Source organism: Streptococcus oralis subsp. oralis, assembly GCF_002096445.1.
Lineage (GTDB): Bacteria > Bacillota > Bacilli > Lactobacillales > Streptococcaceae > Streptococcus > Streptococcus oralis_N.
In genome coordinates, this window is sequence record NZ_NCUK01000013.1 from 944,297 (window position 1) to 968,922 (window position 24,626).

Here is a 24,626-nt window from a genome sequence, read left to right on the forward strand (position 1 = left end):
TTACTTACCTCCTTTAACTTGTTTTTTAGGTTTGACAAAGCGTTCGATAATGTAGTGAACGCTGACAAAGAAGATAATAGACGCTGTTACAATGCTGACAAGCTCAGACGGAACTTGCGCTGCGTTCATACCCGGTGCTCCTACTTGCAAAACTCCAAATAAGAAGGCTGCAAAGAGAATTCCAATTGGTGAATTTCCAGCAAGCAAACTAACTGCCATCCCGTTAAATCCGATAGCTAATGATGAGCCCTGAACGTAAACGTTTTGGAAAGTTCCAAGACCTTCGACAGCTCCACCAAGACCAGCCAAGGCACCAGAGATAATCATTGATAGGATGATTGTACGTTTTGCTGAAATACCAGCGTACTCTGAGGCATGGGGATTGAGACCAACTGCACGAATTTCAAAACCGAGAGTCGTTTTCTTTAGCAAGAACCAAATCACGCCAACAGCAATAATGGCAAAGAAGATTCCGATATTCATACGGGAATTTCCAGTCAACTCTGATAACCATGGTGTCTGGTATGTAGCATTGGCACTAACACGAATCGTTGAGTCTGTACTTTGCATAATATCTTTAGGAAAGGCATGAATAAAGGCATTTCCCACATACAATACAATGTAGTTCATCATGATGGTCACGATAACCTCTGACGTACCGAGATAGGCTCTGAGGATACCTGGAATCGCACCAACAATTCCACCTGCGATCAAAGCAATAATTACTGTTAATGGAATCAAAACGAGACGAGGCATATCTGGATTTGACAAGGCAAACCAACCGCTTAGAATCCATCCCGCTAGCGCTTGACCTGGCAAACCAACGTTAAAGAAACCTGCCCGACTAGCGACAGCGAAACCAAGACCAATCAAGACCAGAGGACCCATGGCACGGAAAATTTCTCCAATCCCACGGAGGCTACCAAAAGCTGTATAAAACAACTCCTCATAACCCCAGATAGCATCATAGCCGAAGATCCACATGACAATGGCTCCGAGCAAGATTCCTAAGAATACGGAAATCAAGGGAACCGAAATTTGTTGTAATTTTTTAGACATCACTCTTCTCCTTTCCCAAGTTTCCACCAGCCATCAAGACACCAAGTTCTTGTTTGTTAGTCGTTTCTGGCGACACAATACCCTGAATCTTACCATCATGAATAACAGCAATTCGGTCTGAGACATTTAAAATCTCATCCAATTCAAAACTGACAACAAGAACAGCTTTCCCGTTATCGCGCTCTTCAATCAAACGTTTGTGGATATATTCAATGGCACCGACATCCAAACCACGAGTTGGCTGGCTGACGATAAGGAGTTCAGGATCACGATCAATCTCACGAGCAATAATCGCTTTTTGTTGATTTCCTCCTGAAAGAGCTGCCGCTGGAACAAATTCGCTTGCCGCACGGACGTCAAATTCTTCCATCAATTTCCTAGCATGTGAAGTGATATTGGCATAGTTCAAGATACCATTCTTGCTGAGTGGTTCTTTGTAGTAGGTTTGAAGAGCGATATTTTCTGAAATCATCATCTCCAAAATCAAGCCATCCCGGTGGCGGTCTTCAGGAACATGCCCCACGCTGAGTTCTGTAATTTGTCGAGGATGCATCCCTACGATTGATTTGCCTTTTAATTCAACACTACCTGACTCAACCTTGCGAAGGCCTGTAATGGCTTGAATGAGTTCAGATTGACCATTGCCATCAATACCTGCAATACCGACGATTTCACCAGCACGAACATCCAAAGAAAGATTCTTCACAGCTGGTACACCGCGGTTTTCATTGACAACCAAGTCTTTGATAGACAAGACCACTTCTTTGGGTTGTGGTGCCTGTTTTTCCGTTTTAAAGGAGACAGAGCGTCCAACCATCATTTCTGCCAAGTCCGCATTGGTTGCCCCTGCGATTTCAACTGTCTGGATTGATTTCCCACGACGGATAACCGTCACTCGATTCGATACCGCACGAATCTCATCTAACTTGTGGGTAATCAAAATAATGGACTTCCCTTCTTTGACAAGGTTTTTCATGATTGCCATCAACTCATCAATCTCTGAAGGAGTCAATACAGCTGTAGGTTCATCAAAGATAAGGATATCAGCACCACGATAGAGTGTTTTCAAGATCTCTACACGTTGTTGGGCACCAACGGAAATATCCGCCACTTTAGCAGCAGGATCCACTGCCAAACCATAACGTTCAGAAAGAGCCTTGATTTCTTTAGTAGCACCAGCTATATCTAGAACGCCATTTTTAGTGATTTCACTCCCTAAAATGATATTCTCAGCTACTGTAAAAGCCTCAACTAACATGAAATGTTGGTGAACCATCCCAATTCCAAGACCAGCGGCTTTAGATGGTGAGTCTAGTTTTACAACCTGACCATTCACCACAATTTCACCACTCGTTGGTTCAAGAAGTCCTGCCAGCATATTCATCAGAGTGGATTTACCCGCTCCATTTTCTCCTAAAAGTGCATGGATTTCACCTTTTCGCAGTTGCAAGTTGATTTTGTCGTTTGCTACAAATTCACCAAACACCTTGGTAATATCCCGCATCTCAATGACATTTTCGTGTGCCATGTGCTCTTCCTTTCAGAGGTTTATTTTATTTCAATAAAACCTGCTAATCACATTAACAAGCTCTATTGAGACAAAAATTGCCTCAATTCTTAAAGAAGCGACCAATGGCCGCTTCCTAAGAAATGACTTTTATCCATTATTTTTCAGGAACTTTTACGCTTCCGTCAAGGATTTTAGCTTTTGCATCTTCAACAGCTTTTTTACCTTCTTCTGAAAGGTTTGTTACTGCTAGCTCAACCCCTTTATCTTTCAATGAGTAAACAATCACTTGTCCACCAGGGAATTCACCTTTTTCTGTTTTGTTGGCAATATCTTTTACAGTTGTACCAACTTGTTTCAATGTAGATACAAGAACGAAGTTAGATTCTTTACCATCTTTAGAAGTGTATTTACCTTCTGCTGCTTGGTCACGGTCTACACCGATAACCCAAACTTTTTCGTCTTCATTTTTGTTTTCATTTAATGATTTTGCTTCAGCAAAGACACCAGCACCTGTACCACCAGCTGCTTGGTAGACAACGTCTGCACCGGCAGCGTATTGAGCTGCTGCAATTGTTTTACCTTTGGCAGCATCACCAAATGAACCAGCGTAGTCAACTTGGACTTTGATAGATGGGTCTACTGACTCAACACCAGCCTTGAATCCAGCTGCAAAACGTGAAATAACTTCAGATTCGATACCACCTACAAAACCAACTTGTTTTGTTTTCGTAGTTTTCGCTGCTGCAACACCAGCAAGGTAAGCTGCTTCGTTATCCGCAAATCTTACGCTCGCAACATTCTTTTGACCTTCAATCACATCATCAATCAAGACATAGTTTAGGTCAGAGTGGTCTTTTGCTGCTTCCTCAACTGCATTGTGAAGAGCAAAACCAACACCGAAGATCAGGTTGTAACTTCCAGCCGCTTGTTGCAAGTTGTTAGCATAGTCTGCTTCGCTTGTTGATTGGAAGTAAGTGTAACCTTTATCTTTAGAAAGATTGTGTTCTTTACCCCAGTCTTGCAAACCTTCCCAAGCTGATTGGTTAAATGATTTATCATCAACACCACCAGTATCTGTTACGATTGCTGCTTTGGTCTTCATTTCTGATGAAGATGAAGCGGCGTTACGAGAAGAGCGGTTACCACATGCAGCAAGTCCAACTGCTGCTACTGCAACTAGACCAAGGCCTAGCCATTGTTTCTTGTTCATTACTGAACCTCCTAAATAAGATGTGCAACGATGTTGCAAGTATGGATTGTTTGGTCACAAGGACCGCATCACTCAGAGAGTGACTCAGACTAATTTAAGTCTGTAAATGAGTATGGAAGTAACTCCCCGACCGTCATCTCGACCGTCGATTTATCTTTAGCGACTAAAGTCACTTTTAGATCTTGTTCAAAAAATTCAACCATGACCTGGCGACAAGCACCACATGGCGAGATGGGTTTTTCAGTTTGTCCGTAGACAATCAACTCTGAAAACTCCCGTTGCCCCTCCGAAACTGCTTTAAAAATAGCAGTACGTTCTCCACAATTAGTCAAGGGATAACTAGCATTCTCGATATTGACACCCGTATAAATGCTACCATCCTTGGCAACTAAAACAGCTCCGATAGGAAAGTGAGAATAGGGGACATAGGCTTGTTTGCTGGTTTCAATTGCTAGTTCAATCAACTCAGTAGTCGCCATCTGCTAATTCTCCTTTTAAGATTGTTACACCAGCAGATGTTCCGATACGGGTAGCGCCTGCTTCCACAAAAGCGACAGCATCTGCATATGAACGAGCTCCACCAGCCGCCTTAACTCCCATATCTGGCCCGACTGTTTCACGCATCAACTGAACATCCTCAATAGTGGCACCACCTGTTGAAAATCCAGTTGATGTTTTGACAAAGTCAGCGCCTGCTTTCTGGGATAATTGGCAGGCCACAACCTTTTCATCGTCTGTCAACAAGCAAGCTTCAATAATGACCTTAACCAACTTGTCACCACTTGCTTCTACGATAGCACGGATGTCCGATTCAACCAAATCAAGATTACCTGATTTGAGGGCACCGACATTGATAACCATATCAATCTCATCTGCGCCGTTTTGGACAGCTTCTTTTGTTTCAAAAGCTTTCACAGCTGAAGTTGTTGCTCCCAAAGGAAAACCTATTACTGTACAAACTTTTACATCTGAGCCTTCAAGCCCTGTTTTCGCATGTTTAACCCATGTGGGATTGACACAAACGCTGGCAAAGTCATACTCACGCGCTTCAGATAGCAAACGATCAATTTGTTCTTGGCTTGCATCTTGCTTTAAAAGCGTATGATCGATATATTTATTTAATTTCATATTCGGATTCTCCCTGGTTTTATGAGATAATTTCTATAATTTCTCGTAAACTTTGCACTCCATCATTTATTTTAACATATTTTTGAAATTCTGTAACTAGTTCAGAAGAAATTTTTCCATTTGTATAAACTTTTGCAACAATTTCACCCTTTTGAACGGAGTCTCCAACTTTCTTTTCAAAAACAATCCCTGTTTCATAGTCCAAGTCATCAGACTTGATTGCACGACCAGCTCCTAGTCTCATGGCATAGAGCCCAAATTCCATTGCAGGAAGAGCTGAAATAACACCTGTATCTTGAGCTGGAATTTCCACCACATGGGCAACTTTGACGGGGCGATAGAGATCTTCTAAATCACCGCCTTGTGCTGCTACCATTTCTTCAAACTTAGCCAGTGCTTGGCCATTTTCCAGGTGTTGACGGATTTCCTCGATCGTTCTCTCAACATCAGCCAACCCAAGCATAATCTGAGCTAGCTCGCAGATAAAGTGACTAATATCTTCTCGGCCTTTTCCTTGGAGAATCTCGATTGCCTCAAGGATTTCGAGACGATTGCCAATAGCTTTCCCCAAGGGTTGGCTCATATCGGTAATGACTGCTACTGTCTTTCGACCAACGGCCTTACCAAGATCCACCATGGTTTGAGCCAATTCGCGCGCCTCATCAACAGTCTTCATGAAGGCACCCTCACCGACCGTTACATCTAGCAAAATGGCATCCGCTCCTGCAGCAATTTTCTTGCTCATCACCGAACTCGCAATCAAAGGGATCGTGTCGACAGTTGCTGTCACATCACGGAGGGCATAGAGAAGTTTATCTGCTTTAACCAGCTGATCGGACTGCCCAATGACAGATACACCAATATCCTGTACCTGACGAATGAAATCCTCTTGACTTCTCTCGACTTGATAGCCCTTAATGGACTCCAATTTATCAATTGTCCCACCAGTATGGCCGAGACCACGACCACTCATTTTAGCAACAGGCACACCGAAACTCGCAACAAGGGGAGCCAAGATTAAGGTCACTTTATCACCTACACCACCAGTCGAATGCTTATCAACTTTAACCCCCTCAATAGCTGACAAATCAAACTCCTGACCTGTTTTAACCATATTCATCGTCAGATCAGAAATCTCACGTGTGGTCATTCCTTTAAAATAAACAGCCATAGCAAAAGCAGACATTTGATAATCTGGAACAGTTCCAGCCACATAGCCTTCTACTAGCCATTTGATTTCAGCTGTAGTCAGTTCTTGACCATCTCGTTTCTTTTGGATTAAATCAACTGCTCTCATTCTTTCACACTTCTAAGGATATAGTATCCCTTATCTTTCTTTACGATTTCACAATTTCCAAAAACGTCTTCCATCTTACTTTTAGCACTTGGAGCTCCTTGTTTTTTCTGAATGACAATGGTTAAATCTCCTCCGTCATTCAAGAAATCTCTGCTCTTTTCGATAATCTCATGAACAACCTGTTTGCCCGCTCGAATAGGCGGATTGGAAATAACATGGTCAAATTTCCCTTCAACTTGTTCATAGATATTGGATTGGAAAATCGTCGCCTCAATTTTATTTCGTTCAGCATTTTGTCGCGCTAAGTCCAAGGCACGAATATTGATATCAACCATGGTCGCCTGAACTCCATAAGCCTTGGCTAATGACAAGCCCAACGGCCCATAACCACAACCTACATCAAGGACCGTCTCCCCTTCATTTACCTCTAGACACTTGAGCAAGAGCTGACTCCCAAAGTCAATCATCTTTTTACTAAAGACACCTGCGTCCGTTAAAAAGGTCAATTTATGTCCCAGCAACTCTACTCTCAAGTCATGAATATCGTGAGCTGCATCAGGATTTTCTGCATAATACATTTTACTCATAAATTTATTTTACCATATTTTAAGGAAATATAAAATCGTTTACAAAGCTAAAATTCAACAAACAAACTAAATCTGTTATGATAATAATTAAAGAATTCCAGTATTCTTTCCTCTATTTTTGACCTTTTAGAGCAACTTATAGCAACTTTCAAGAATCAGAATGAGAGATATCGAATTTCATTCTCTCTTTAGATGAAAAATATGATATACTAAGATATCGAACGAGGAAAGAATATGACCAACGAATTTTTACATTTTGAAAAAATCAGCCGTGAAACCTGGCAGTCCTTGCACCGCAAGTCAGCCCCTCCCTTGACGGAAGAAGAACTAGACTCAATCAAGAGTTTTAACGACCAAATCAGCCTACAAGATGTGACAGATATTTATTTACCATTAGCTCATCTCATCCAAATTTACAAACGCACCAAAGAGGATTTAGCCTTCTCTAAGGGGATTTTTCTCCAAAGAGAGAGTAAATCTCAGCCCTTCATCATCGGAGTTTCGGGAAGTGTTGCCGTTGGCAAATCAACAACTAGCCGACTTCTGCAAATCCTTCTGTCTCGTACAGTTACTGACGCCACTGTGGAGTTAGTGACAACTGATGGTTTTCTCTATCCCAATCAAACGTTAATTGACCAAGGTATCTTAAATCGCAAAGGTTTTCCTGAAAGTTATGATATGGAAACCTTGCTGAATTTTCTTGACCGCCTAAAGAATGGGCAAGATGTCGATATTCCTGTCTATTCTCATGAAGTGTATGACATCGTTCCTGGAGAGAAACAACGTGTCAAAGCTGCTGATTTTGTCATTGTCGAAGGCATCAATGTCTTTCAAAACCCTCAAAATGAGCGCCTTTACATTACTGATTTCTTTGATTTCTCCATCTATGTGGATGCAGCAGTTGAAGACATTGAAAGCTGGTATCTGGATCGTTTCTTAAAGCTGCTCAGCTTTGCCCAAAATGATCCCAACAGCTACTACCACCGCTTTACGCAAATGCCAATAGGGGAAGTAGAGTCTTTTGCCCACCAAGTATGGAGTGATATCAACCTTACAAATCTACAAAACTATATCGAACCGACAAGGAATCGTGCTGAGGTTATTCTCCACAAGACTAAAAACCATGAAATCGATGAAATTTACCTAAAAAAATAATTTCCCCTTGTCAAAACCTAAGTTTTCATATATAATGGTATAGTTAGTAAATATGGAGGTAAGAACATTGGCAAACATTAAATCAGCTATCAAACGCGCTGAATTGAACGTTAAACAAAACGAAAAAAACTCAGCTCAAAAATCAGCTATGCGTACTGCTATCAAAGCTTTCGAAGCAAACCCTTCTGAAGAACTTTTCCGTGCTGCTAGCTCAGCTATCGACAAAGCAGAAACTAAAGGTTTGATTCATAAAAACAAAGCAAGCCGCGATAAAGCTCGTCTTTCAGCTAAACTTGCTAAATAAGAAACAGTCCATAGAGGCTGTTTTTTTGTCCTCTAATCAGAAAAGGTAGAAAATGAAAATCGCAATTATAGGATATTCTGGAGCTGGTAAGTCAACTCTAGCAGAAAAGTTATCTAACTACTACTCCATACCCAAACTGCATATGGATACGCTCCAATTTCAACCTGGTTGGCAAGACAGTGACCGCGAATGGATGTTGGGCGAGATGAAAAACTTTTTCACAAAGCATGAAGCTTGGGTTATCGATGGCAACTACTCTTGGTGCTATTACGAGGAAAGAATGCAAGAAGCTGACCAAATCATCTTCCTCAATTTTTCACCTTGGACTTGCTTACTGAGGGCCTTTAAGCGTTATCTCAAATACCGAGGCAAGGTCAGAGAAAGTATGGCAGCAGGCTGTCCTGAACGCTTTGACTGGGATTTTATCCGATGGATTCTATGGGATGGGCGGACAAAGAATGCTAAAGAACGCTATCAACGGGTTCAAGAAACCTTCCCTGAGAAAGTAATTGTCCTCAAGTCGCAAAAGGAGATGGATTACTTCTTAGAAAATCTCGTACATAACAAGAAAAACCAACGTGTATAACGTTGGTTTTTTGCTATTAGCCAATCACACTTCCGTTTGGTACAGCTGGATCAACTGTGAGAAGGGTTAATTGTCCATCATGTTCAGCTGAGAGGATCATCCCTTGACTGACATATTTCTTCATCATCTTACGTGGTTTGAGGTTGGCAACGATTTGGACTTTCTTGCCGACCAATTCTTGTTCGTTTGGATAGTATTTAGCTATTCCTGAGAGGATTTGACGGTCTTCACCATCACCAGCATCCAAGCGGAATTGAAGCAACTTATCAGAACCTTCTACTTTCGAAACTTCTTTGACTTCTGCGACACGAATTTCAACCTTATCGAAGTCTTCAAACTTGATTTCTTCCTTGTTTAGTTTGAGTTCAACTTCATCTGGATTCCATTCTTTTTCAACCTCTGGTTTGTTGCCTTCCATTTGTTCCTTGATATAAGCGATTTCTTCTTCCATATCCAGACGTGGGAAGATTGGAGTTCCTTTGGCTACAACATTCACACCTGATGGCAAGTCAGCTAGGTTCAAGTTCTCAAGGCTAGAAACTTCTGCTAGACCAAGTTGAGTCAAGACTGCACGACTGGTTTCCATCATAAACGGCTCAATCATGTGAGCTACGACACGAAGGCTGGCTGCCAAGTGGCTCATGACACTTGCCAATTGGTCACGGTGCTCTTCATCCTTAGCCAAGACCCATGGGGCTGTCTCATCGATGTATTTGTTGGTACGTGAGATAAGTGCCCAGACTGCTTCTAAAGCACGTGGGTAATCAACAGCATCCATGTGTGTATGGTAGTCTGCGATTGATTGTTCTGCAACCTCAGAAAGAGCATTATCAAACTCTGTTACACCCTCTACATAGGCAGGGATTTGACCATCAAAGTACTTGTTAATCATGGAAACTGTACGGTTAAGGAGGTTTCCAAGATCATTTGCTAATTCATAGTTGATACGGCCAACGTAGTCCTCAGGAGTAAAGGTTCCGTCTGAACCGACTGGAAGGCTACGCATGAGGTAGTAACGAAGTGGATCCAGTCCATAACGTTCTACTAACATTTCAGGGTAAACGACATTCCCTTTAGACTTAGACATCTTGCCGTCTTTCATGACAAACCAACCATGGGCAATCAAGCGATCAGGCAACTTCATATCCAACATCATGAGAAGAATTGGCCAGTAGATTGAGTGGAAACGGAGAATATCTTTTCCGACCATGTGGAAGACTGTTCCGTTCCAGAACTTGTCAAAGTTAGCATGATCCTCTTGACCGTAACCAAGAGCAGTCGCATAGTTAAGAAGGGCGTCAATCCAAACATAGACAACGTGTTTTGGATTTGATGGGACTGGTACTCCCCAGGTAAAGGTTGTACGAGACACTGCCAAATCTTCTAAACCTGGCTCAATGAAGTTACGCAACATTTCATTAAGGCGACCATCTGGAGTGATGAAATCAGGGTGCGATTTGAAAAATTCAACCAAACGGTCTTGGTATTTGCTGAGGCGAAGGAAGTAAGACTCTTCAGAAACCCATTCAACCTCGTGACCCGAAGGAGCAATACCACCCGTTACATTTCCAGCTTCATCACGGAAAACTTCCGCAAGCTGGCTTTCTGTAAAGAATTCCTCATCTGAGACTGAATACCAGCCAGAGTATTCACCCAAGTAAATATCATCTTGAGCAAGCAAGCGTTCAAAGACCTGAGCCACTACTTTTTCATGGTAGTCATCAGTTGTACGGATGAATTTATCATAAGAAATATCGAGTAATTTCCAGAGTTCTTTGACGCCAACCGCCATCCCATCAACATAGGCTTGTGGTGTGATGCCAGCTTCTTCCGCTTTTTGCTGGATTTTCTGACCATGCTCGTCAAGACCTGTCAGATAAAAGACATCGTAGCCCATGAGGCGTTTGTAACGAGCTAGGACATCACAAGCGATGGTTGTGTAGGCAGAACCGATATGAAGTTTACCAGATGGATAGTAAATCGGTGTTGTAATATAAAAATTCTTTTCAGACATAATTTTTCCTTTCCAGGCAAATGAAACCTGTTTTTCTAACACTTCATTATATCATATTTTTAGTGATTTTCGATAGGAAAATCCATACAAAAACAAGACAGACAAATGTCCATCTTGTTTTTTTCTGTTCTATATCTTATTCATAGCGAAGGGCTTCGATTGGATCGAGCTTAGACGCTTTATTGGCTGGCAAGACTCCAAAAATCATCCCAACACTTGCTGAAACAGCCAAGCTAAATAGAGCGATTGGGAGGGAAACCCCAACTTCGATACCTGCAATCATGTTTTGAAGCAATACTCCAGCTAACATGGTCATTCCAGCAGCAATCCCAAGACCGATGACACCACCTAGCAAGGTCAAGATCATGGATTCAATCAAAAACTGAACCAAGATATTAGCCCGAGTAGCTCCAAGCGCTTTCCGCAAACCAATCTCACGCGTGCGTTCTGTCACCGAAACCAGCATGATATTCATAACACCAGTTCCCCCGACAAAGAGAGAGATTCCTGCGATGGCACTGATAATGGTGGTCATAAAACCAAATAGTTGTTGTACCTCTTGGAAGGCGGCAGTTGCATCCGCAACTTGGTACTCCCCTTGCTGAAGACCAGCAATCTCAGTCAATTTTCGAGCCAACTCTGGTCCCAAGGTCTGCGTTAGACTAGTATCATTGACACGAAAGACGATGTTCGAGATTTCATCAGTATTAAAATTGGCTGCGAGGGAGATATTAGTCGTAATTGGAAGACCACCAATCCCAAAGGCTTTAGCAGTTTTAGCTTCATTGCTAGTATAAACGCCAATCACACGGTAACTAAATTCATTGACAGAAATGATTTGATTAATCGCAGCTTCTGGACTATCAAACAAACTCTTGGCTAGTTCTTCATCCAGCAAAATCACACTGGCAAATTCCTTGTAGTCTTGCGGTCTTAGACTTCTACCCGCAACGATTTCATTTTCAACTGCGTTCATGTAGGTGCTATTTCCGCCTGTCAGAGTCGCTCGTTCAACCTTCTTATCCTTATAAGATAGGGTAACGTTGGTCGAGTTGGTGACATAGTAGCTGTCTACTCCTTTAAGTTTGGCAGCCTCCTTGACCCAAGACTCCAGTGGTTTTGGTGGTTCAACATGAACATCCTCTTCTTTCCCGCTGACTGTCAAAGCGGATTGTTTCTGCGTAAAGGAACCGTCCTTGCTCTTGATAGGTGAGAAAAAGACATGGATATCCTTCTGTGATTTGGTCATGTTTTTATTGACCTGACGAGACATGGAGTCTCCCAGAGCCATGATGACAACGACAGACGAAACTCCGATGATAATCCCAATCATGGTGAGGAAGGAACGCATCTTGTGGGCCATGATGGATGAAAAGGCAAATTTCAGATTCTGCATCTTAGTTTTCCTCCTTTTCTACCTGAGCACTGTCGGACGAGATGATCCCATCACGAATAACAATCTGGCGTTTGGCATAGGCAGCAATCTCAGGCTCATGCGTGACCATGATAATGGTTTTCCCTTCCTTGTTTAGCTCCACCAACAGTTGCATGATTTGATTTCCCGTCTTAGTATCCAAGGCTCCTGTAGGTTCGTCTGCTAGGATGATAGAAGGATTATTTACCAAAGCACGCGCAATCGCTACACGTTGCTTTTGACCACCGGATAATTCCGAAGGTAAATGATAACTACGCTCCGTCAGCTCAACCTTTTCCAGAAATTCCTCCGCCAATTCTCGACGTTTTGAAGCCGAAACACCAGCGTAAATCAAGGGCAATTCGACATTTTGAAGCGCATTGAGTTTGGACAAGAGAAAGAACTGCTGAAAGACAAAGCCGATTTGCTGGTTACGGATCTTGGCCAATTGTTTCTCTCCAAGACCTGCCACTTCTTGGCCATCAAGATAGTACTCTCCACTAGTTGGTGTATCCAACATTCCTATGGTATTCATCAACGTAGACTTACCAGAACCAGATGGTCCCATAATGGCAACAAACTCACCTTCATGAACTTCTAAGTTAATATTTTTTAGGACCTGCAGTTCTTGGTCACCATTTCGATAACTCCTGCAGATATTTTTTAGACTAATTAATTTTTTCATCAGCCTTCACCTCTTTTCCTTCTTCCAAGGAAGATGTTGGATTACTGATGACCTTGGCTCCGTCTGTCACACCTGAAGTAATTTCTTGGTTGTCTGCGTCGGCATTCCCCAATGTAACTTCTACCTTCTTCGCTTTTTTCTGGTCGTCTACAAGCCAGACATAGTTTTTGTCATTTTCGGTAATGACGCTTGTCAAAGGAACAAGGATGGCTTTACTCTTGTTTTTGACTTCCACACTGACAGAGAAGCCTTGTTTCAACTCACCGATATCGCTAGTCACATCAACAGTATAAGGGTACTTAGATCCAGTATTTCCTCCAAGGGATGCATTTGCTGCTTCTCCATTGTTTTTAGGATAATCAGAAATATAGCTGATTTTTCCTGTCCAGCTCTTATCTTGGTAAACCTTCGAAGTAAAGGTAACTTCTTGCCCTACAGAGAGGTTGGCAAGATTGTATTCAGATAACTCACCTTTGACCTGCAAGTTTTCATTACTTACGACATGTACTACCACTTGGCTATTACCTGTTGGCGATTTGGAAACATTACGATTAACTTCAACTACAGTCCCTTCTAGTGTACTGAGGACAGTTGCAGCATCTAGCTGTGTTTGGGCCTTGTTGAGCTGAGCCACAGCATCTGCACGGTTATCCTTGGCATCACTTATTTGAGAATCAATAGAGGATACGGAAGAAGTTGCGGCTGGTGCTTGCTCTGGGAGTCCAGCTTCTGTTGGAACCTGTGGAGAAGCTGGTGTAGCTGATGCATTTTCACGAGCCTTGTTTAACTCCTCGATATGACGGTCTGCCTTTGCAACTGCACGATCGGCTGCATCATAGGCAGCTTGAGCATCTGCACTGCTGTATTTGACCAACGCTTGCCCTTCTTCGACCTTATCCCCAACAGAAACAAGAATTTCATCTAAATCTCCCTTACTAGCATCAAAATAAACGTATTGTTCATTTTTTGCTGTAACCGTACCTGACAAGAGAACCGATGAAGCAACAGAACCTTCCTTAGCAGTAACGATATGAGAGGTTTCCTCCTTGACAGCTGACTGGGAAGGTTGTCTAAAAATCAAAATCCCCGCAGCACCGATAACAATAGCACTGGCAACACCAATCGCTGTGTATAATTGCCATTTTTTTGCCTTCTTATTTCTTTTCATTTTTAAGCTCCTTTATTCTTTTGCCTTACAAAAACCATTATATCAGAAATACCGAGACCAAACAATGACAATTCAGGATCATTATTTCGTTCGGCATTCGTTTATTGGATTATTGTGCTAGGTATATAATACAACATCTTTTTGAATTTGGCAAGCGTTTTTCTAATTTTTTTTAACGTAGCAAATTTTTGCATTCAAATAGTAAAAACGATAGAATATGACTATCAAAGCTATAAGGAGTTTTCTATGAGAGAATATGATATCATCGCCATCGGTGGAGGAAGTGGCGGTATCGCCACTATGAACCGAGCTGGTGAACACGGGGCTAAAGCAGCTGTTATCGAGGAGAAAAAATTAGGTGGAACCTGCGTCAATGTCGGCTGTGTTCCTAAAAAAATCATGTGGTATGGAGCGCAAATCGCTGAAAACTTCCACCACTACGGCCCTGACTACGGTTTTACAAGTTCAGATGTTCAATTTGATTTTGCTAAACTTCGTCAAAACCGTGAAGCCTACATCGACCGTGCTCGCTCATCTTATGACGGAAGTTTCAAGCGCAATGGGGTTGATTTGATTGAAGGTCGTGCTCATTTCGTTGATGCTCATACGGTCAGCGTTAATGGTGAATTGATTCGTGCCAAGCATATCGTGATTGCGACTGGCGCTCGTCCAAGCATCCCAACTATTCCTGGAGCTGAACTCGGTGGCAGCTCAGACGATGTCTTTGCTTGGGAGCAACTTCCTGACTCCGTTGCGATTCTTGGAGCTGGCTATATCGCCGTTGAATTAGCAGGTGTTCTCCACGCACTAGGAGTAAAAACGGATTTGTTTGTCCGTCGTGATCGTCCCTTGCGTGGTTTTGACAGCTACATCGTTGAAGGACTTGTCAATGAAATGGAAAAAACAGGTCTACCTTTACACACACATAAGGTACCAGCCAAACTAGAAGAATCAGAGCAAGGTATTACCATTCATTTCGAAGATGGTTCTAGTCACACTGCCAGCCAAGTTATCTGGGCTACCGGTCGCCGTCCAAATGTAGACGGTCTGGAGTTAGAAAAGGCTGGCGTCACACTCAACCAACGTGGATTTATCCAAGTAGATGAATACCAAAATACAGTTGTAGATGGCATCTATGCTCTTGGAGATGTTACTGGTGAGAAGGAACTGACCCCGGTAGCCATCAAGGCAGGACGTACCTTATCTGAACGCCTCTTCAACGGGAAAACAAATGCCAAGATGGACTACACGACTATCCCTACTGTTGTCTTCTCCCACCCAGCAATCGGAACAGTCGGTTTGACCGAGGATCAAGCTATCAAAGAATACGGCCAAGATAACATCAAAGTCTACAAGTCAAGCTTTGCATCTATGTACTCAGCCGTTACAAGCCATCGTCAAGAATCTCGTTTCAAACTCATCACCGCCGGTGATGACGAAAAAGTTATTGGCCTACACGGACTTGGTTATGGAGTGGATGAGATGATTCAAGGATTCGCTGTTGCCATCAAGATGGGGGCTACCAAGGCGGACTTTGATGCTACAGTAGCTATCCACCCAACCGCCTCAGAAGAATTTGTAACCATGCGCTAATTATTGTAAGAGACCTCTTGAGGTCTCTTTTTACTTGTAAAATCGGCCGTTACAAAATTGTTACCTTTAATTTAAAAACTGGTTGACTTTTCTTTCTAAATTAGTATAATAGTTACTATAATTTTGAAAAGAGGTTAACAGTTTTGAAAAAAGCTCATATCTATGCTATCCCTGCTATCGGTGCTGCTCTCATCGCCGTATTGGCACAAATCAGTCTCCCTATCGGTCCTGTACCTTTCACTTTGCAAAACTTTGCAATCGGTCTGATTGCTACTGTTTTTAGACCTAGGGAAGCCGTCCTATCTGTAGCTCTCTATCTCCTACTGGGAGCCATTGGTTTACCTGTCTTTGCAGGGGGTGGTGCTGGATTTCACGTTTTAGTCGGCCCAAGTGCAGGCTATCTTTGGTTCGACCTTGTCTATGCTGGACTTACATCTTATCTCATCCATCAAAATAGTGGCTACATTCGCATTTTCCTAGCCAACCTCTTGGGTGACTCCCTCGTCTTTGTCGGAGGTATTCTCAGCCTCCACTTCCTTGCCGGGATGCCATTCGATAAGGCACTAGCTGTCGGTGTTCTTCCCTTTATCCTCCCTGACCTTGGTAAGATTATTGCCATTAGTTTCATTGGTCGTCCCTTACTCGAAAGATTGAAAAGCATCGCTTATTTTTCAAGATAAAAAATAGTCCAGAACAACTGTTCTGGACTATTTCCTTTCCAATTACTTCCTAAGAACTAACTGAAAATCAACTCTAATATAGAGATTATTTATTTTTACGGCTTACAAAGTACAATCCACCTGTCACTGCCATCAAAGCAAGTCCTGCAACTACTGCTGCGCTAGATGCTTTTTCACCAGTATTAGGAAGTTGAGGTTTTTGTCCTGGTTTTCCTGGTTCATTTGGTTTGCCAGGTGTTGGTTTTTCTGGAGTGTGTGTATTTGTGATATTGAAGCCTTCTACTTTAGATGAATAACCTTCAACTGGAACTTCTACTACAGAGTATTCGATTGCTTGACCGTCTTTATAACGATCAAGGTCTGTGAACTCATAAGTCCAACCAGTTGCTTCTGAGGCTACCGCAGTCTTACCAGTGTCTTGACCATCGGCAAGAAGTTTCACTGTGATAGATGCTGGACGGATACCATCTTTGTTCTCTTCATCTTTCCAGATCTTATGACCTTTTACAGATGTTTTCTCTGGAGCATGTGTATTGGTAACTGTGTACTTACCATCTTTGTCCGTAGTAACTGTTGAGGTATATTCTTTCACAGCTACTTCTTTGACAGTGTACTTGATTTCTTTACCATTTTCATACTTAGGAAGTGCTTTTGATTCGAACTTCCAGCCAGTTGCTTCTGAAACTTCAATTTCTTGAACAACTTTGTCGCCGTTAAGAATTTGAACTTTCACTTTATCTGCACGTTTGCCGTCTTGGTTGTTGTTATCTTTCCAAACCTTAGTTCCTGAAAGAACGACTGTTTCTGGTGTGTGAGTGTTTGTCACGACCTGACCAGTCACAGAGGCTTCATAACCAGCTGGTACGTCTACTTCCTTGATAGAGTAAGTGATTTCTTTACCAGCTTCGTATTGTGGAAGATTTGTGAAGGATGCTACCCAAGTGTTAGCGTCTGTCTTATCCTTAGCTGTCAAGGTCAATTTCTTACCTTCAACAGCTACTGGATCTGCATCTCCTACTTTTTTATAAAGTTGAACCGTTACGGACTCAGGACGTTTGCCGTCTTGGTTGTTCGCATCGTTCCATACTTTTGTTACCTTGTAGTCGATTGCTTTTGGAGCATATTTGTTTGTGATGGTAAAGTCTGTAATAGTCGCTTCGTATTCTGCTACGGCTTCTTCTGTTACAGTGTATTTGATTTCTTTACCAGCTTTATATTTTGCTAATTTCGTGAATTCGACAGTCCAAGTTCCGTCTGCGGCTGCTTGAACTTCTTTCGAATCAACTTTCTGACCGTCTGCTAAAAGATTGATTGTAATCTTAGTTGGACGTTTACCGTCTTGGTTATTCGCGTCATCCCAGTTCTTAGTTGCTTTTACATCAACTGTTTCTGGTGAATAACTATTTGTGATGGTGAATCCTGATGCAGCGTCACCAGTAACTTCTGAAGTGTAACCAGCAACAGTTACTTCTACTACTGTGTACTTGATAGGTGTTCCGCCTTTATCAGCATCAAGGTTTGTGAAGCTTCCAGCCCAGTTGTTTGCGGCGTTAAGCTCAAGTGTCTTACCAGTATCTTGACCATCCGCAAGCAATTTAACAGTGACAGAAGATGGACGTTTACCATCTTGGTTGTTCTCGTCCTTCCATACTTTCTTCACAGGAACTTCAGTTTTCGCTGGTGTGTAAGTGTTTGTAAATACAAGATCGTTCGCTTCTTTTGAAGCTGTTGCTTTCAATTCAGTTGCACTTACTTTCTCAACCGTTACTTCAACTTCTTGAACTGTCTTATCGTAAGTGATTCCTGTTTCAGTTCCAGCAACTTCAGAGATAGTGTACTTGTGAGTTCCCACTTGGCTCTCATCATATGAGATTGGTGAGAAGGTCACTGTTCCATCAGCGGCGTTTGTCACTGTTTCAACAACAGTTCCGTCTTCTTTCTTCAATTCAAAGCTGTATTTACCAGCTTCAAGGTCTTTACCTTCAAGAACTTTCTTAGCTCCAAGAGTTACACTTGTGGCCCCAGCTGGAGTATAAGTGTTCTCAAATGCTTTTTCATCATCGTAAGTAACAGTTGCTTTAAGGGCACCTTGACCGTTGTCCGCTACAGTAACTGTAGCAGTGATTGTTTTTGAGTCGTACGTGATGCCTGTAGCAGTTCCAGCTTTTTCAGCAATCTTGTAAGTGAAAGTTCCAGCTTTATCGAATTCCAAGACTGAGAACTTAACGTTTCCATCTTTGTCATTCTTGACTGTTTCTTTCACGTTACCATCTTGGTCTGTCAAAGTAAATTCAAACTCATCAGCTTTTAACTCACGACCAGTAAGTGTTTTCTTAACGGCAAGAGTAGCTGGAGTTTTTGAAGCTCCGTAGCTGTTGTTGAATTCTTTGTCCGCTGGGTATGTTACGTTGGCAGTAAGATTTCCTTCACCATCGTCTGTAACTTCTACAGTGACTTTAACTTCGAGACTATCGTATGTTACACCGTCAATAGTTTGTCCAGCGTTTGTTTCAACGATAGTGTACTTGTAAGTGCCAGCTTTAGTGTATTCGATTGGTGCAAATGCGACCTTACCATCAGCAGTGTTCTTCACTTTTTGAACTTCTGAGCCATCTTCGTCATTCTTCAAGACAAACTCAAACTCATCAGCTTTCAAGGTACGACCTGAGAGAACTTTTGTTACTTCAATAGGAGCTGACGTTTTCTCAGCAGCGTAAGTGTTTTCAAAAGTCTTATCATCGTTTTCGTATGCGACAGCTGCAGATAAATTGCCTTCAGCATCTGCTGTTACAGTAACTGTAACGCCAACAGGGTTGGCATCGTAAGTAACACCTTTTTCAGTTGTGTTCGCTTTTTTCTCAACGATGTGGTAGTTGTATGTACCAGCTTTGTCAAATGTTAATTCGGCAAAGTTGATATTTCCTTCCGCATCATTTGTTACTGTTTCAACAACTTTGTTTGTCTTATCATCGAACAAGTCGAATTCAAACTCTCCAGCTTTCATAACACGACCAGTCAATTTTTTAATTGCTTGGATTTGAGCATTTACTGGCGTTGGGCCTTCGTTAGTGATTTCTTTGCCGTTAGTGTTATACTTAACAGTATAAGTTGCACCACTAGCACCATTAATAGTAGCACCTTCAGCAAGTGGGATACCTGTTCCGTCTTCCAACTCACGAACAGAGTAAACTAATTTGCTACCATCTGTATCAAGTTCCGGTAATTGGTCTTTCCACACATAAGTGTAGACACCATCATTTTCAGTTATAGTTGGTGTGTAAGAACCAGTGACAGGTTTAGCGTCTGTTTCTGCTTCGCTTTCTTTACGAACATAAAGACCTACACTTACTTGCTTGTAGTCTCCTGCGTTACCCTTAGTCCATTTTTTAGTGGCTGTAAAGTCAACTGTTTTACGTTTGTTCGGAATGTTCAAGATAACAGGTTCACCAGTCATATTAACTTCACGTTCTGTTTTATCTAGAATATATCCGTCTTTAGTGCGAACTTCTGTAACAACGTAAGTTCCGTTTGACAATACAGGTGTGATAGCAACACCGTTTTCATCTGTCTTGATAGTGTATCTCTTTGATTTGTCGTCTTTATTGACAATATCGAATTCAACGTCTTTCAATTTAACATTAGCATCGCCTTCATCATATTTAACGATTTTAACTTTACCAGCAAGGTCAACCGAAACTGTCGCACCTACCGATTTAACAGACAAAACTTCAGTTGATTGCACTGTTTTGGTGTTTGTAGTACCATTCCATGATTTCCATGTTGGACGAGCTTCTCCATCTACAGTGATACCAGCTGAGTTTTTAACTTTTGTGCCATCAGCTGGGGTAGTTGTGTGATATTCGAGATGGAAAGCCTTTGTTCCCGTGTTGGTTGGCAAGAGCAGTTCGTAACCAAAACCACTGTTTGTAATCTTCAAAAGAGCTTTGTGATCTGAATCAGCCTTATAAGCAGCAGGATCGGTTGTTACTTGATAAGTTTCCAACTCACCAGTTTTTTCTGCCTTTGAAGTATCCGTTGATTCATAAGTAACGGCCTTAAGAACAAAGCTGTCTGCGATGAAGGTAGCCAAGGAACCGCCATCTTTATCAATAGCATCTTTAATAATAACAGTCTTGCCTGTTAAATCTTCAGCCGCACGGTTGACACGCATCCACCACGTCACATAATTATTCGTACCGTTCGACCAGCCACCTTTGAAAACAATCTCACCTTCAACACCAACGGCATCTTCATCCGCATAAGGTTTAAAGGTAATGGTTTGTGTACCCCCGGGGAGGTTATAGGTTACCGTGTTTTCCGTGCCCGTCGTCGTTGCAATTGACGAAACGTTAAAGGTTCCTTTTACATTTTGTTTATCTTCAACTTCTTTACTAAAAGTAAAAGTTATAACACCTGTTACGCTGTCGGCTACTACTTTACCCAGGACTTTATTACTTGAGGTATCAATCAAATCCAAAGTGGCATCTTTAAGAGACAAACCATCTGGAACTTTGATTGTAAAGTAATCCCCTTCTTTAATATCTCCGGCAGCTAAGCCAGGAAAAGCAAACTTCCCATTAAATAAAACACCTTTGTAAGTGCTTCCCTTAGCATGCCAGAAAATTTCATCAGCATTTCCTGTATCCTCAGCAAGGATTTTAACGTCTGAAAAGACAACTCTATCGGTGATGTCTGCTGCTTCGACTTGAGTTGTTTTAGCAAACACCCCCAAGAGCATCAGAGGAAAAAGAAATGTTAAAAATATTTTTTTGAAATTTTTCTGTTTCATAATATTCCTTTCTAAATGATTGAAATTAATTGAATAGTGCATCGTCTTCTCCCAGTAAGCAACACCCCTTTCAATCGCGTAGATTAATTACATAGTTATGAGCCTTATACTATGTAATTTTGCTTGGGTAAAGAATATACTGTTAGCATTATTCAAAATATTAAATTCAATCTTTAGCAGGAGTATCACTACTCATGATCAGATGGAAATATAGCAAAATATTATCCACAACCATTATACTACATATCGTCAAATATTTTCAAGCATATTTTTTAATATTTCAAGGTATTTATTTACACACTGTAAACCTTCGCGATGTAATGTTTTTATATCTCAAACAATAGGGCACACATATGAGAATTGTCTAAAAATATTGCTATGACAAGAATTTCCAGAAAAGAGCTTTTCACAATCCAACCTAGTCTTTATAGTAAATTTATGTTATAATGGAATCAGAAAAAAATTGTAAATTATTTAGAATTGTATATAGTAATATTTTTTGTTTATTTGTGGTTAACCAAATGATAAAAGAGTATTCAATATGCATATTTAAATAATTATAAATAGAAAGGTGAAATCATGCCAAAGAATACTCGTGACTTAATTATTAGTTCACTCATCACACTAGCTAAGAAAAATCCTCAGCGTAGCTCCTTTACAATGACTGAAATTGCTGCTGAAGCTGGTATTTCACGACAAGCGATTTATCAAAAGCATTTTAACAATTTTGAAGATATTATTGAGTATATTCACGAAGAGACCAATCAGCATATTTTTAACGTCTTTAATAAGTACAGCCCTAACAATGATGGAGATCCTATTTCTTTTTTAGCAGACTATATACTTCCGCTCATATACGAAAAAAAAGAAATTATTAACATCTTGTATACCACACAAGTCGACCCATGTTGGAAGGAGTTTCTGCGTGAGATATACTCAGGATGGGTACTAAAAAATGTTAATTACCAACTGAAATATAATTTTAGCAAAGAAGACATCGCCTATATCATTACAACCATGGCAATTTCATTCATCGAGGTCTGGATTCGCAAAGAAAATCCAATACCGCCTAAGGAATTCAGGGAAACTTTCATCCAGCTAGCTAAGACTTCTCTATGTGATTATATCGTGTCCTAAAAAAAGAATCTTGAGCTGCACTCAAGATCTTTTATTGTCCCCCTTTAAAGGCATCAACCATTACCTGAAATTCTTCATTGGAAAGCGTGATTCCTTTGCCCATTTTGGTATGGTCAGGACTCCAAGAACGAATGTCAAACTTTGCAGGGGCACCATTAAAGCTAACGCGATTTAGTTCTTTTGTCCAGCCTTTGTCATTTTCGGACAAGGTCAGTAAGTGTTCTTCGATTTCAAATGTAAATTCTGCCATTTTTAACTCCTTTATGTGATATGCTTTCTATAGTCTATTCGTAAAAATCTTGTGGATTTTAGGAAATTTTTATATAATATGGATAGATAAGAAGGGAGGATCTTATGAGACAAACATTTAAACTTGTACTAGATAAACTACAGGTTTTTCTCAATGGGAATGATGAACCTCACCAAACCGAAGACAACTCCCTAACAGCTACAATCGAGCAGGCTATCCAGAAAAAATCTGCTGTTCATGTCATACTAGCTGAGACAAGTTTTACGGGTGATATTGTCAAATATGATGTCAGTCGTCAGCAGATTATTGTCAAAAATTTCACTAGAAATGTGACACGTATCATTCGGATTGGTGACATCAAGAGAATCCGTTTTGTCCCTTCTACGGTAGAAAAAGCACAGAAAAGTCTATTTAAGAAAGAGTGAGATGTTCATTGCATCCCACTCTTTTTCTTAACGGATTTGTTCAAAATGAAGGTGAACTGCGATATGATCACCATACCCACTTCTCTCCAAATCACGTTGCAAGCGATAAGAGATATAGTGCTCTGCAATAGTAATGTAGCCAGCACCTAACAGACGATTTTCAACCATTGATTGGATCATACTAATAGTCGCACGTTCTACTTTTGCTTCGTCCAAGTCCAAAACGACTTTTTTAGTAACTTGAGCTAAGTTTTGACGTAAGTCATCAGTCAAAACATAAACTGTTTGAGCTGCTTTTAGGACAGCTTGGTAAATTTTATCTGGATCAAATTCAGCAATTTCTCCATTACGTTTGATTACTTGCATAAAGTTCTCCTTTATTCTTTGTTTTCTTTGATTTCAGCCAGCATCTTTTCTTCTTCGGCTGTTAGTTGATAGTTTTTTAGCAGGTCAGGTCTGCGCTCGTAGGTTTTCTTTAGACTCTCATAGAGGCGCCACTGGCGAATCTTTTCATGGTGCCCACTCATGAGCACATCTGGAACCACCATGCCACGATAGTCATAAGGGCGTGTATACTGAGGATATTCGAGAAGTCCCGAAGAGAAGCTATCATCCTGGTGACTAGACTCCTTACCAATCACTTCTGGAATCAAGCGCACGGTCGCATCAATCATAGTCATGGCTGCCAATTCTCCTCCAGTCAAAACATAGTCTCCTAGGGAAATTTCATCGGTTACCAAGGTCTTGATACGCTCGTCATACCCTTCATAGTGACCACAGATAAAAATCAGTTCCTCTTCCTGAGCCAAATCCTCAGCGTAAGCTTGATCGAACTGTTTTCCAGCAGGATCAAGAAGAATGACACGGGGATTTTTCTTTTCAATAGCATCAAAGGCATCGAAAATGGGTTGAGCTCGGAGCAACATCCCCTGACCGCCTCCGTAAGGTTCATCGTCAACATGACGGGCCTTTTCAGCATATTCTCTGAAATTATGATACTGGATATCCAAGAGCCCTTTTTCTCGAGCCTTCCCAACAATCGAGTGTTCCAGCGGAGAAAACATCTCAGGAAAGAGGGTTAAAATATCAATCTTCATCGTCTAACCCTTCTAAGATTTCCACTTCGACCCGCATGTTTGGAATATCAACATTGAGAACTACTGGCGGAATGTAAGGTAAAAGCAAATCACGCTTACCTTTTCGTTTGACCACCCAGACATCGTTGGCACCTGGTTGTAGGATTTCCTTGATAGTTCCTATCAAGTTATCTCCCTCGTAAACATCCAAACCTATAATCTCGTGATAGTAGAATTCACCATCATCTAAATCATTCAAATCTTCCTCAGCGACCTTGAGACTATAACCCTTATACTTTTCAATCGCATTGATATGGTACATGTCTTTGAATTTGATAATGTCAAAGTTCTTATGCTTACGGTGACTTGCAATGGTCACTGTTTGAACAAACTGATCTTTTTCATCAAATAAAGCCAGCTCTGCCCCTTTTTTAAACCGTTCCTCGGCAAAATCCGTCACAGACAAGACTCGCATCTCACCCTGTAGACCCTGCGTATTGACGATTTTTCCAACATTAAAGTAGTTCATCTTGTCTCCTGTATCTATTTCTATCCTTTA

At 41.3% G+C, this 24,626-nt stretch carries 23 protein-coding genes; 7 read left to right on the forward strand and 16 right to left on the reverse strand.

Going from position 1 to position 24,626, the window contains the following annotated elements; all coding sequences use genetic code 11:
• The 7 genes from B7721_RS07970 to B7721_RS08000 form a co-directional block, all read right to left on the reverse strand.
• Positions 1 to 1,059 (reverse strand): ABC transporter permease, encoded by a 1,059-nt coding sequence (locus B7721_RS07970; RefSeq protein ID WP_000038684.1) that lies wholly within the window; start codon positions 1,057 to 1,059, stop codon positions 1 to 3.
• Entirely contained in the window at positions 1,052 to 2,587 is a 1,536-nt protein-coding gene (locus B7721_RS07975) for an ABC transporter ATP-binding protein (protein WP_084878443.1), read from the reverse strand. Before B7721_RS07975 ends, B7721_RS07970 begins: the two co-directional genes overlap by 8 nt.
• Before the next feature lie 136 nt (positions 2,588 to 2,723).
• Positions 2,724 to 3,779, reverse strand: coding sequence for a BMP family lipoprotein (locus tag B7721_RS07980; RefSeq protein ID WP_049477645.1), 1,056 nt, complete (start codon positions 3,777 to 3,779; stop codon positions 2,724 to 2,726).
• An 89-nt stretch (positions 3,780 to 3,868) separates the two neighbouring features.
• Complete coding sequence (locus tag B7721_RS07985) at positions 3,869 to 4,258, reverse strand: cytidine deaminase (protein ID WP_000246111.1); 390 nt, start codon at positions 4,256 to 4,258, stop codon at positions 3,869 to 3,871.
• Positions 4,245 to 4,907, reverse strand: a complete 663-nt coding sequence (gene deoC / locus B7721_RS07990; protein WP_084878444.1) for a deoxyribose-phosphate aldolase — start codon at positions 4,905 to 4,907, stop codon at positions 4,245 to 4,247. The genes B7721_RS07985 and deoC overlap by 14 nt, the downstream gene beginning before the upstream one ends.
• Before the next feature lie 19 nt (positions 4,908 to 4,926).
• Entirely contained in the window at positions 4,927 to 6,204 is a 1,278-nt protein-coding gene (locus tag B7721_RS07995; protein ID WP_084878446.1) for a pyrimidine-nucleoside phosphorylase, read from the reverse strand.
• Positions 6,201 to 6,791, reverse strand: coding sequence for a class I SAM-dependent methyltransferase (locus B7721_RS08000; protein WP_084878448.1), 591 nt, complete (start codon positions 6,789 to 6,791; stop codon positions 6,201 to 6,203). The genes B7721_RS07995 and B7721_RS08000 overlap by 4 nt, the downstream gene beginning before the upstream one ends.
• Positions 6,792 to 7,025: 234 nt before the next feature.
• On the opposite strand from B7721_RS08000, the gene coaA reads away from it, so the two are divergent.
• From coaA to B7721_RS08015, 3 genes are all read left to right on the forward strand, one after another.
• A complete protein-coding gene (gene coaA / locus B7721_RS08005; protein WP_084878450.1) occupies positions 7,026 to 7,946 on the forward strand; it encodes a type I pantothenate kinase in 921 nt (306 codons plus the stop codon).
• A 67-nt stretch (positions 7,947 to 8,013) separates the two neighbouring features.
• Positions 8,014 to 8,250: a 30S ribosomal protein S20 gene (gene rpsT, locus B7721_RS08010; RefSeq protein ID WP_001274000.1), complete on the forward strand. Its 237-nt coding sequence runs from the start codon at positions 8,014 to 8,016 to the stop codon at positions 8,248 to 8,250.
• Between the two features lie 52 nt (positions 8,251 to 8,302).
• Positions 8,303 to 8,836, forward strand: a complete 534-nt coding sequence (locus B7721_RS08015) for a DNA topology modulation protein (protein ID WP_084878452.1) — start codon at positions 8,303 to 8,305, stop codon at positions 8,834 to 8,836.
• 16 nt (positions 8,837 to 8,852) lie between these two features.
• On the opposite strand, the gene metG is transcribed toward B7721_RS08015, so the two are convergent.
• The 4 genes from metG to B7721_RS08035 form a co-directional block, all read right to left on the reverse strand.
• Positions 8,853 to 10,850: a methionine--tRNA ligase gene (gene metG / locus B7721_RS08020; RefSeq protein WP_084878454.1), complete on the reverse strand. Its 1,998-nt coding sequence runs from the start codon at positions 10,848 to 10,850 to the stop codon at positions 8,853 to 8,855.
• A gap of 136 nt (positions 10,851 to 10,986) precedes the next feature.
• Entirely contained in the window at positions 10,987 to 12,246 is a 1,260-nt protein-coding gene (locus B7721_RS08025; RefSeq protein WP_001180391.1) for an ABC transporter permease, read from the reverse strand.
• A gap of 1 nt (position 12,247) precedes the next feature.
• Positions 12,248 to 12,949 carry an ABC transporter ATP-binding protein gene (locus tag B7721_RS08030; protein WP_084878456.1) on the reverse strand — a complete coding sequence of 234 codons (702 nt, stop codon included), beginning with the start codon at positions 12,947 to 12,949 and terminating at the stop codon, positions 12,248 to 12,250.
• A complete protein-coding gene (locus tag B7721_RS08035) occupies positions 12,933 to 14,117 on the reverse strand; it encodes an efflux RND transporter periplasmic adaptor subunit (protein WP_084878457.1) in 1,185 nt (394 codons plus the stop codon). Before B7721_RS08035 ends, B7721_RS08030 begins: the two co-directional genes overlap by 17 nt.
• Before the next feature lie 246 nt (positions 14,118 to 14,363).
• On the opposite strand from B7721_RS08035, the gene gor reads away from it, so the two are divergent.
• Entirely contained in the window at positions 14,364 to 15,710 is a 1,347-nt protein-coding gene (gene gor / locus B7721_RS08040) for a glutathione-disulfide reductase (protein WP_084878459.1), read from the forward strand.
• A gap of 143 nt (positions 15,711 to 15,853) precedes the next feature.
• Positions 15,854 to 16,390, forward strand: a complete 537-nt coding sequence (locus B7721_RS08045) for a biotin transporter BioY (protein ID WP_084878461.1) — start codon at positions 15,854 to 15,856, stop codon at positions 16,388 to 16,390.
• Between the two features lie 85 nt (positions 16,391 to 16,475).
• Here B7721_RS08045 and B7721_RS08050 read toward each other — a convergent pair whose 3' ends face one another.
• Positions 16,476 to 21,179: a Cna B-type domain-containing protein gene (locus B7721_RS08050; protein WP_084878463.1), complete on the reverse strand. Its 4,704-nt coding sequence runs from the start codon at positions 21,177 to 21,179 to the stop codon at positions 16,476 to 16,478.
• 579 nt (positions 21,180 to 21,758) lie between these two features.
• On the opposite strand from B7721_RS08050, the gene B7721_RS08055 reads away from it, so the two are divergent.
• Positions 21,759 to 22,316, forward strand: a complete 558-nt coding sequence (locus B7721_RS08055) for a TetR/AcrR family transcriptional regulator (RefSeq protein ID WP_084878465.1) — start codon at positions 21,759 to 21,761, stop codon at positions 22,314 to 22,316.
• Positions 22,317 to 22,347: 31 nt separating this feature from the next.
• Here the strand turns inward: B7721_RS08055 and B7721_RS08060 are convergent, their stop codons facing one another.
• On the reverse strand, positions 22,348 to 22,566 hold the full coding sequence (locus tag B7721_RS08060; protein ID WP_000807419.1) for a YdbC family protein: 219 nt from the start codon (positions 22,564 to 22,566) through the stop codon (positions 22,348 to 22,350).
• A gap of 104 nt (positions 22,567 to 22,670) precedes the next feature.
• Between B7721_RS08060 and B7721_RS08065 the strand changes: the two genes are divergently transcribed.
• Positions 22,671 to 22,991, forward strand: a complete 321-nt coding sequence (locus B7721_RS08065; protein WP_084878467.1) for a hypothetical protein — start codon at positions 22,671 to 22,673, stop codon at positions 22,989 to 22,991.
• A 27-nt stretch (positions 22,992 to 23,018) separates the two neighbouring features.
• On the opposite strand, the gene B7721_RS08070 is transcribed toward B7721_RS08065, so the two are convergent.
• Genes B7721_RS08070 through rimM form a run of 3 tightly spaced genes read right to left on the reverse strand, consistent with a single transcriptional unit; the run spans position 23,019 to position 24,596 of the window.
• Complete coding sequence (locus B7721_RS08070; RefSeq protein WP_084878469.1) at positions 23,019 to 23,357, reverse strand: ATP cone domain-containing protein; 339 nt, start codon at positions 23,355 to 23,357, stop codon at positions 23,019 to 23,021.
• A gap of 11 nt (positions 23,358 to 23,368) precedes the next feature.
• On the reverse strand, positions 23,369 to 24,088 hold the full coding sequence (gene trmD / locus B7721_RS08075; RefSeq protein ID WP_084878471.1) for a tRNA (guanosine(37)-N1)-methyltransferase TrmD: 720 nt from the start codon (positions 24,086 to 24,088) through the stop codon (positions 23,369 to 23,371).
• Positions 24,078 to 24,596 carry a ribosome maturation factor RimM gene (gene rimM, locus B7721_RS08080; RefSeq protein ID WP_084878473.1) on the reverse strand — a complete coding sequence of 173 codons (519 nt, stop codon included), beginning with the start codon at positions 24,594 to 24,596 and terminating at the stop codon, positions 24,078 to 24,080. The genes trmD and rimM overlap by 11 nt, the downstream gene beginning before the upstream one ends.
• Positions 24,597 to 24,626 lie beyond the last annotated feature (30 nt).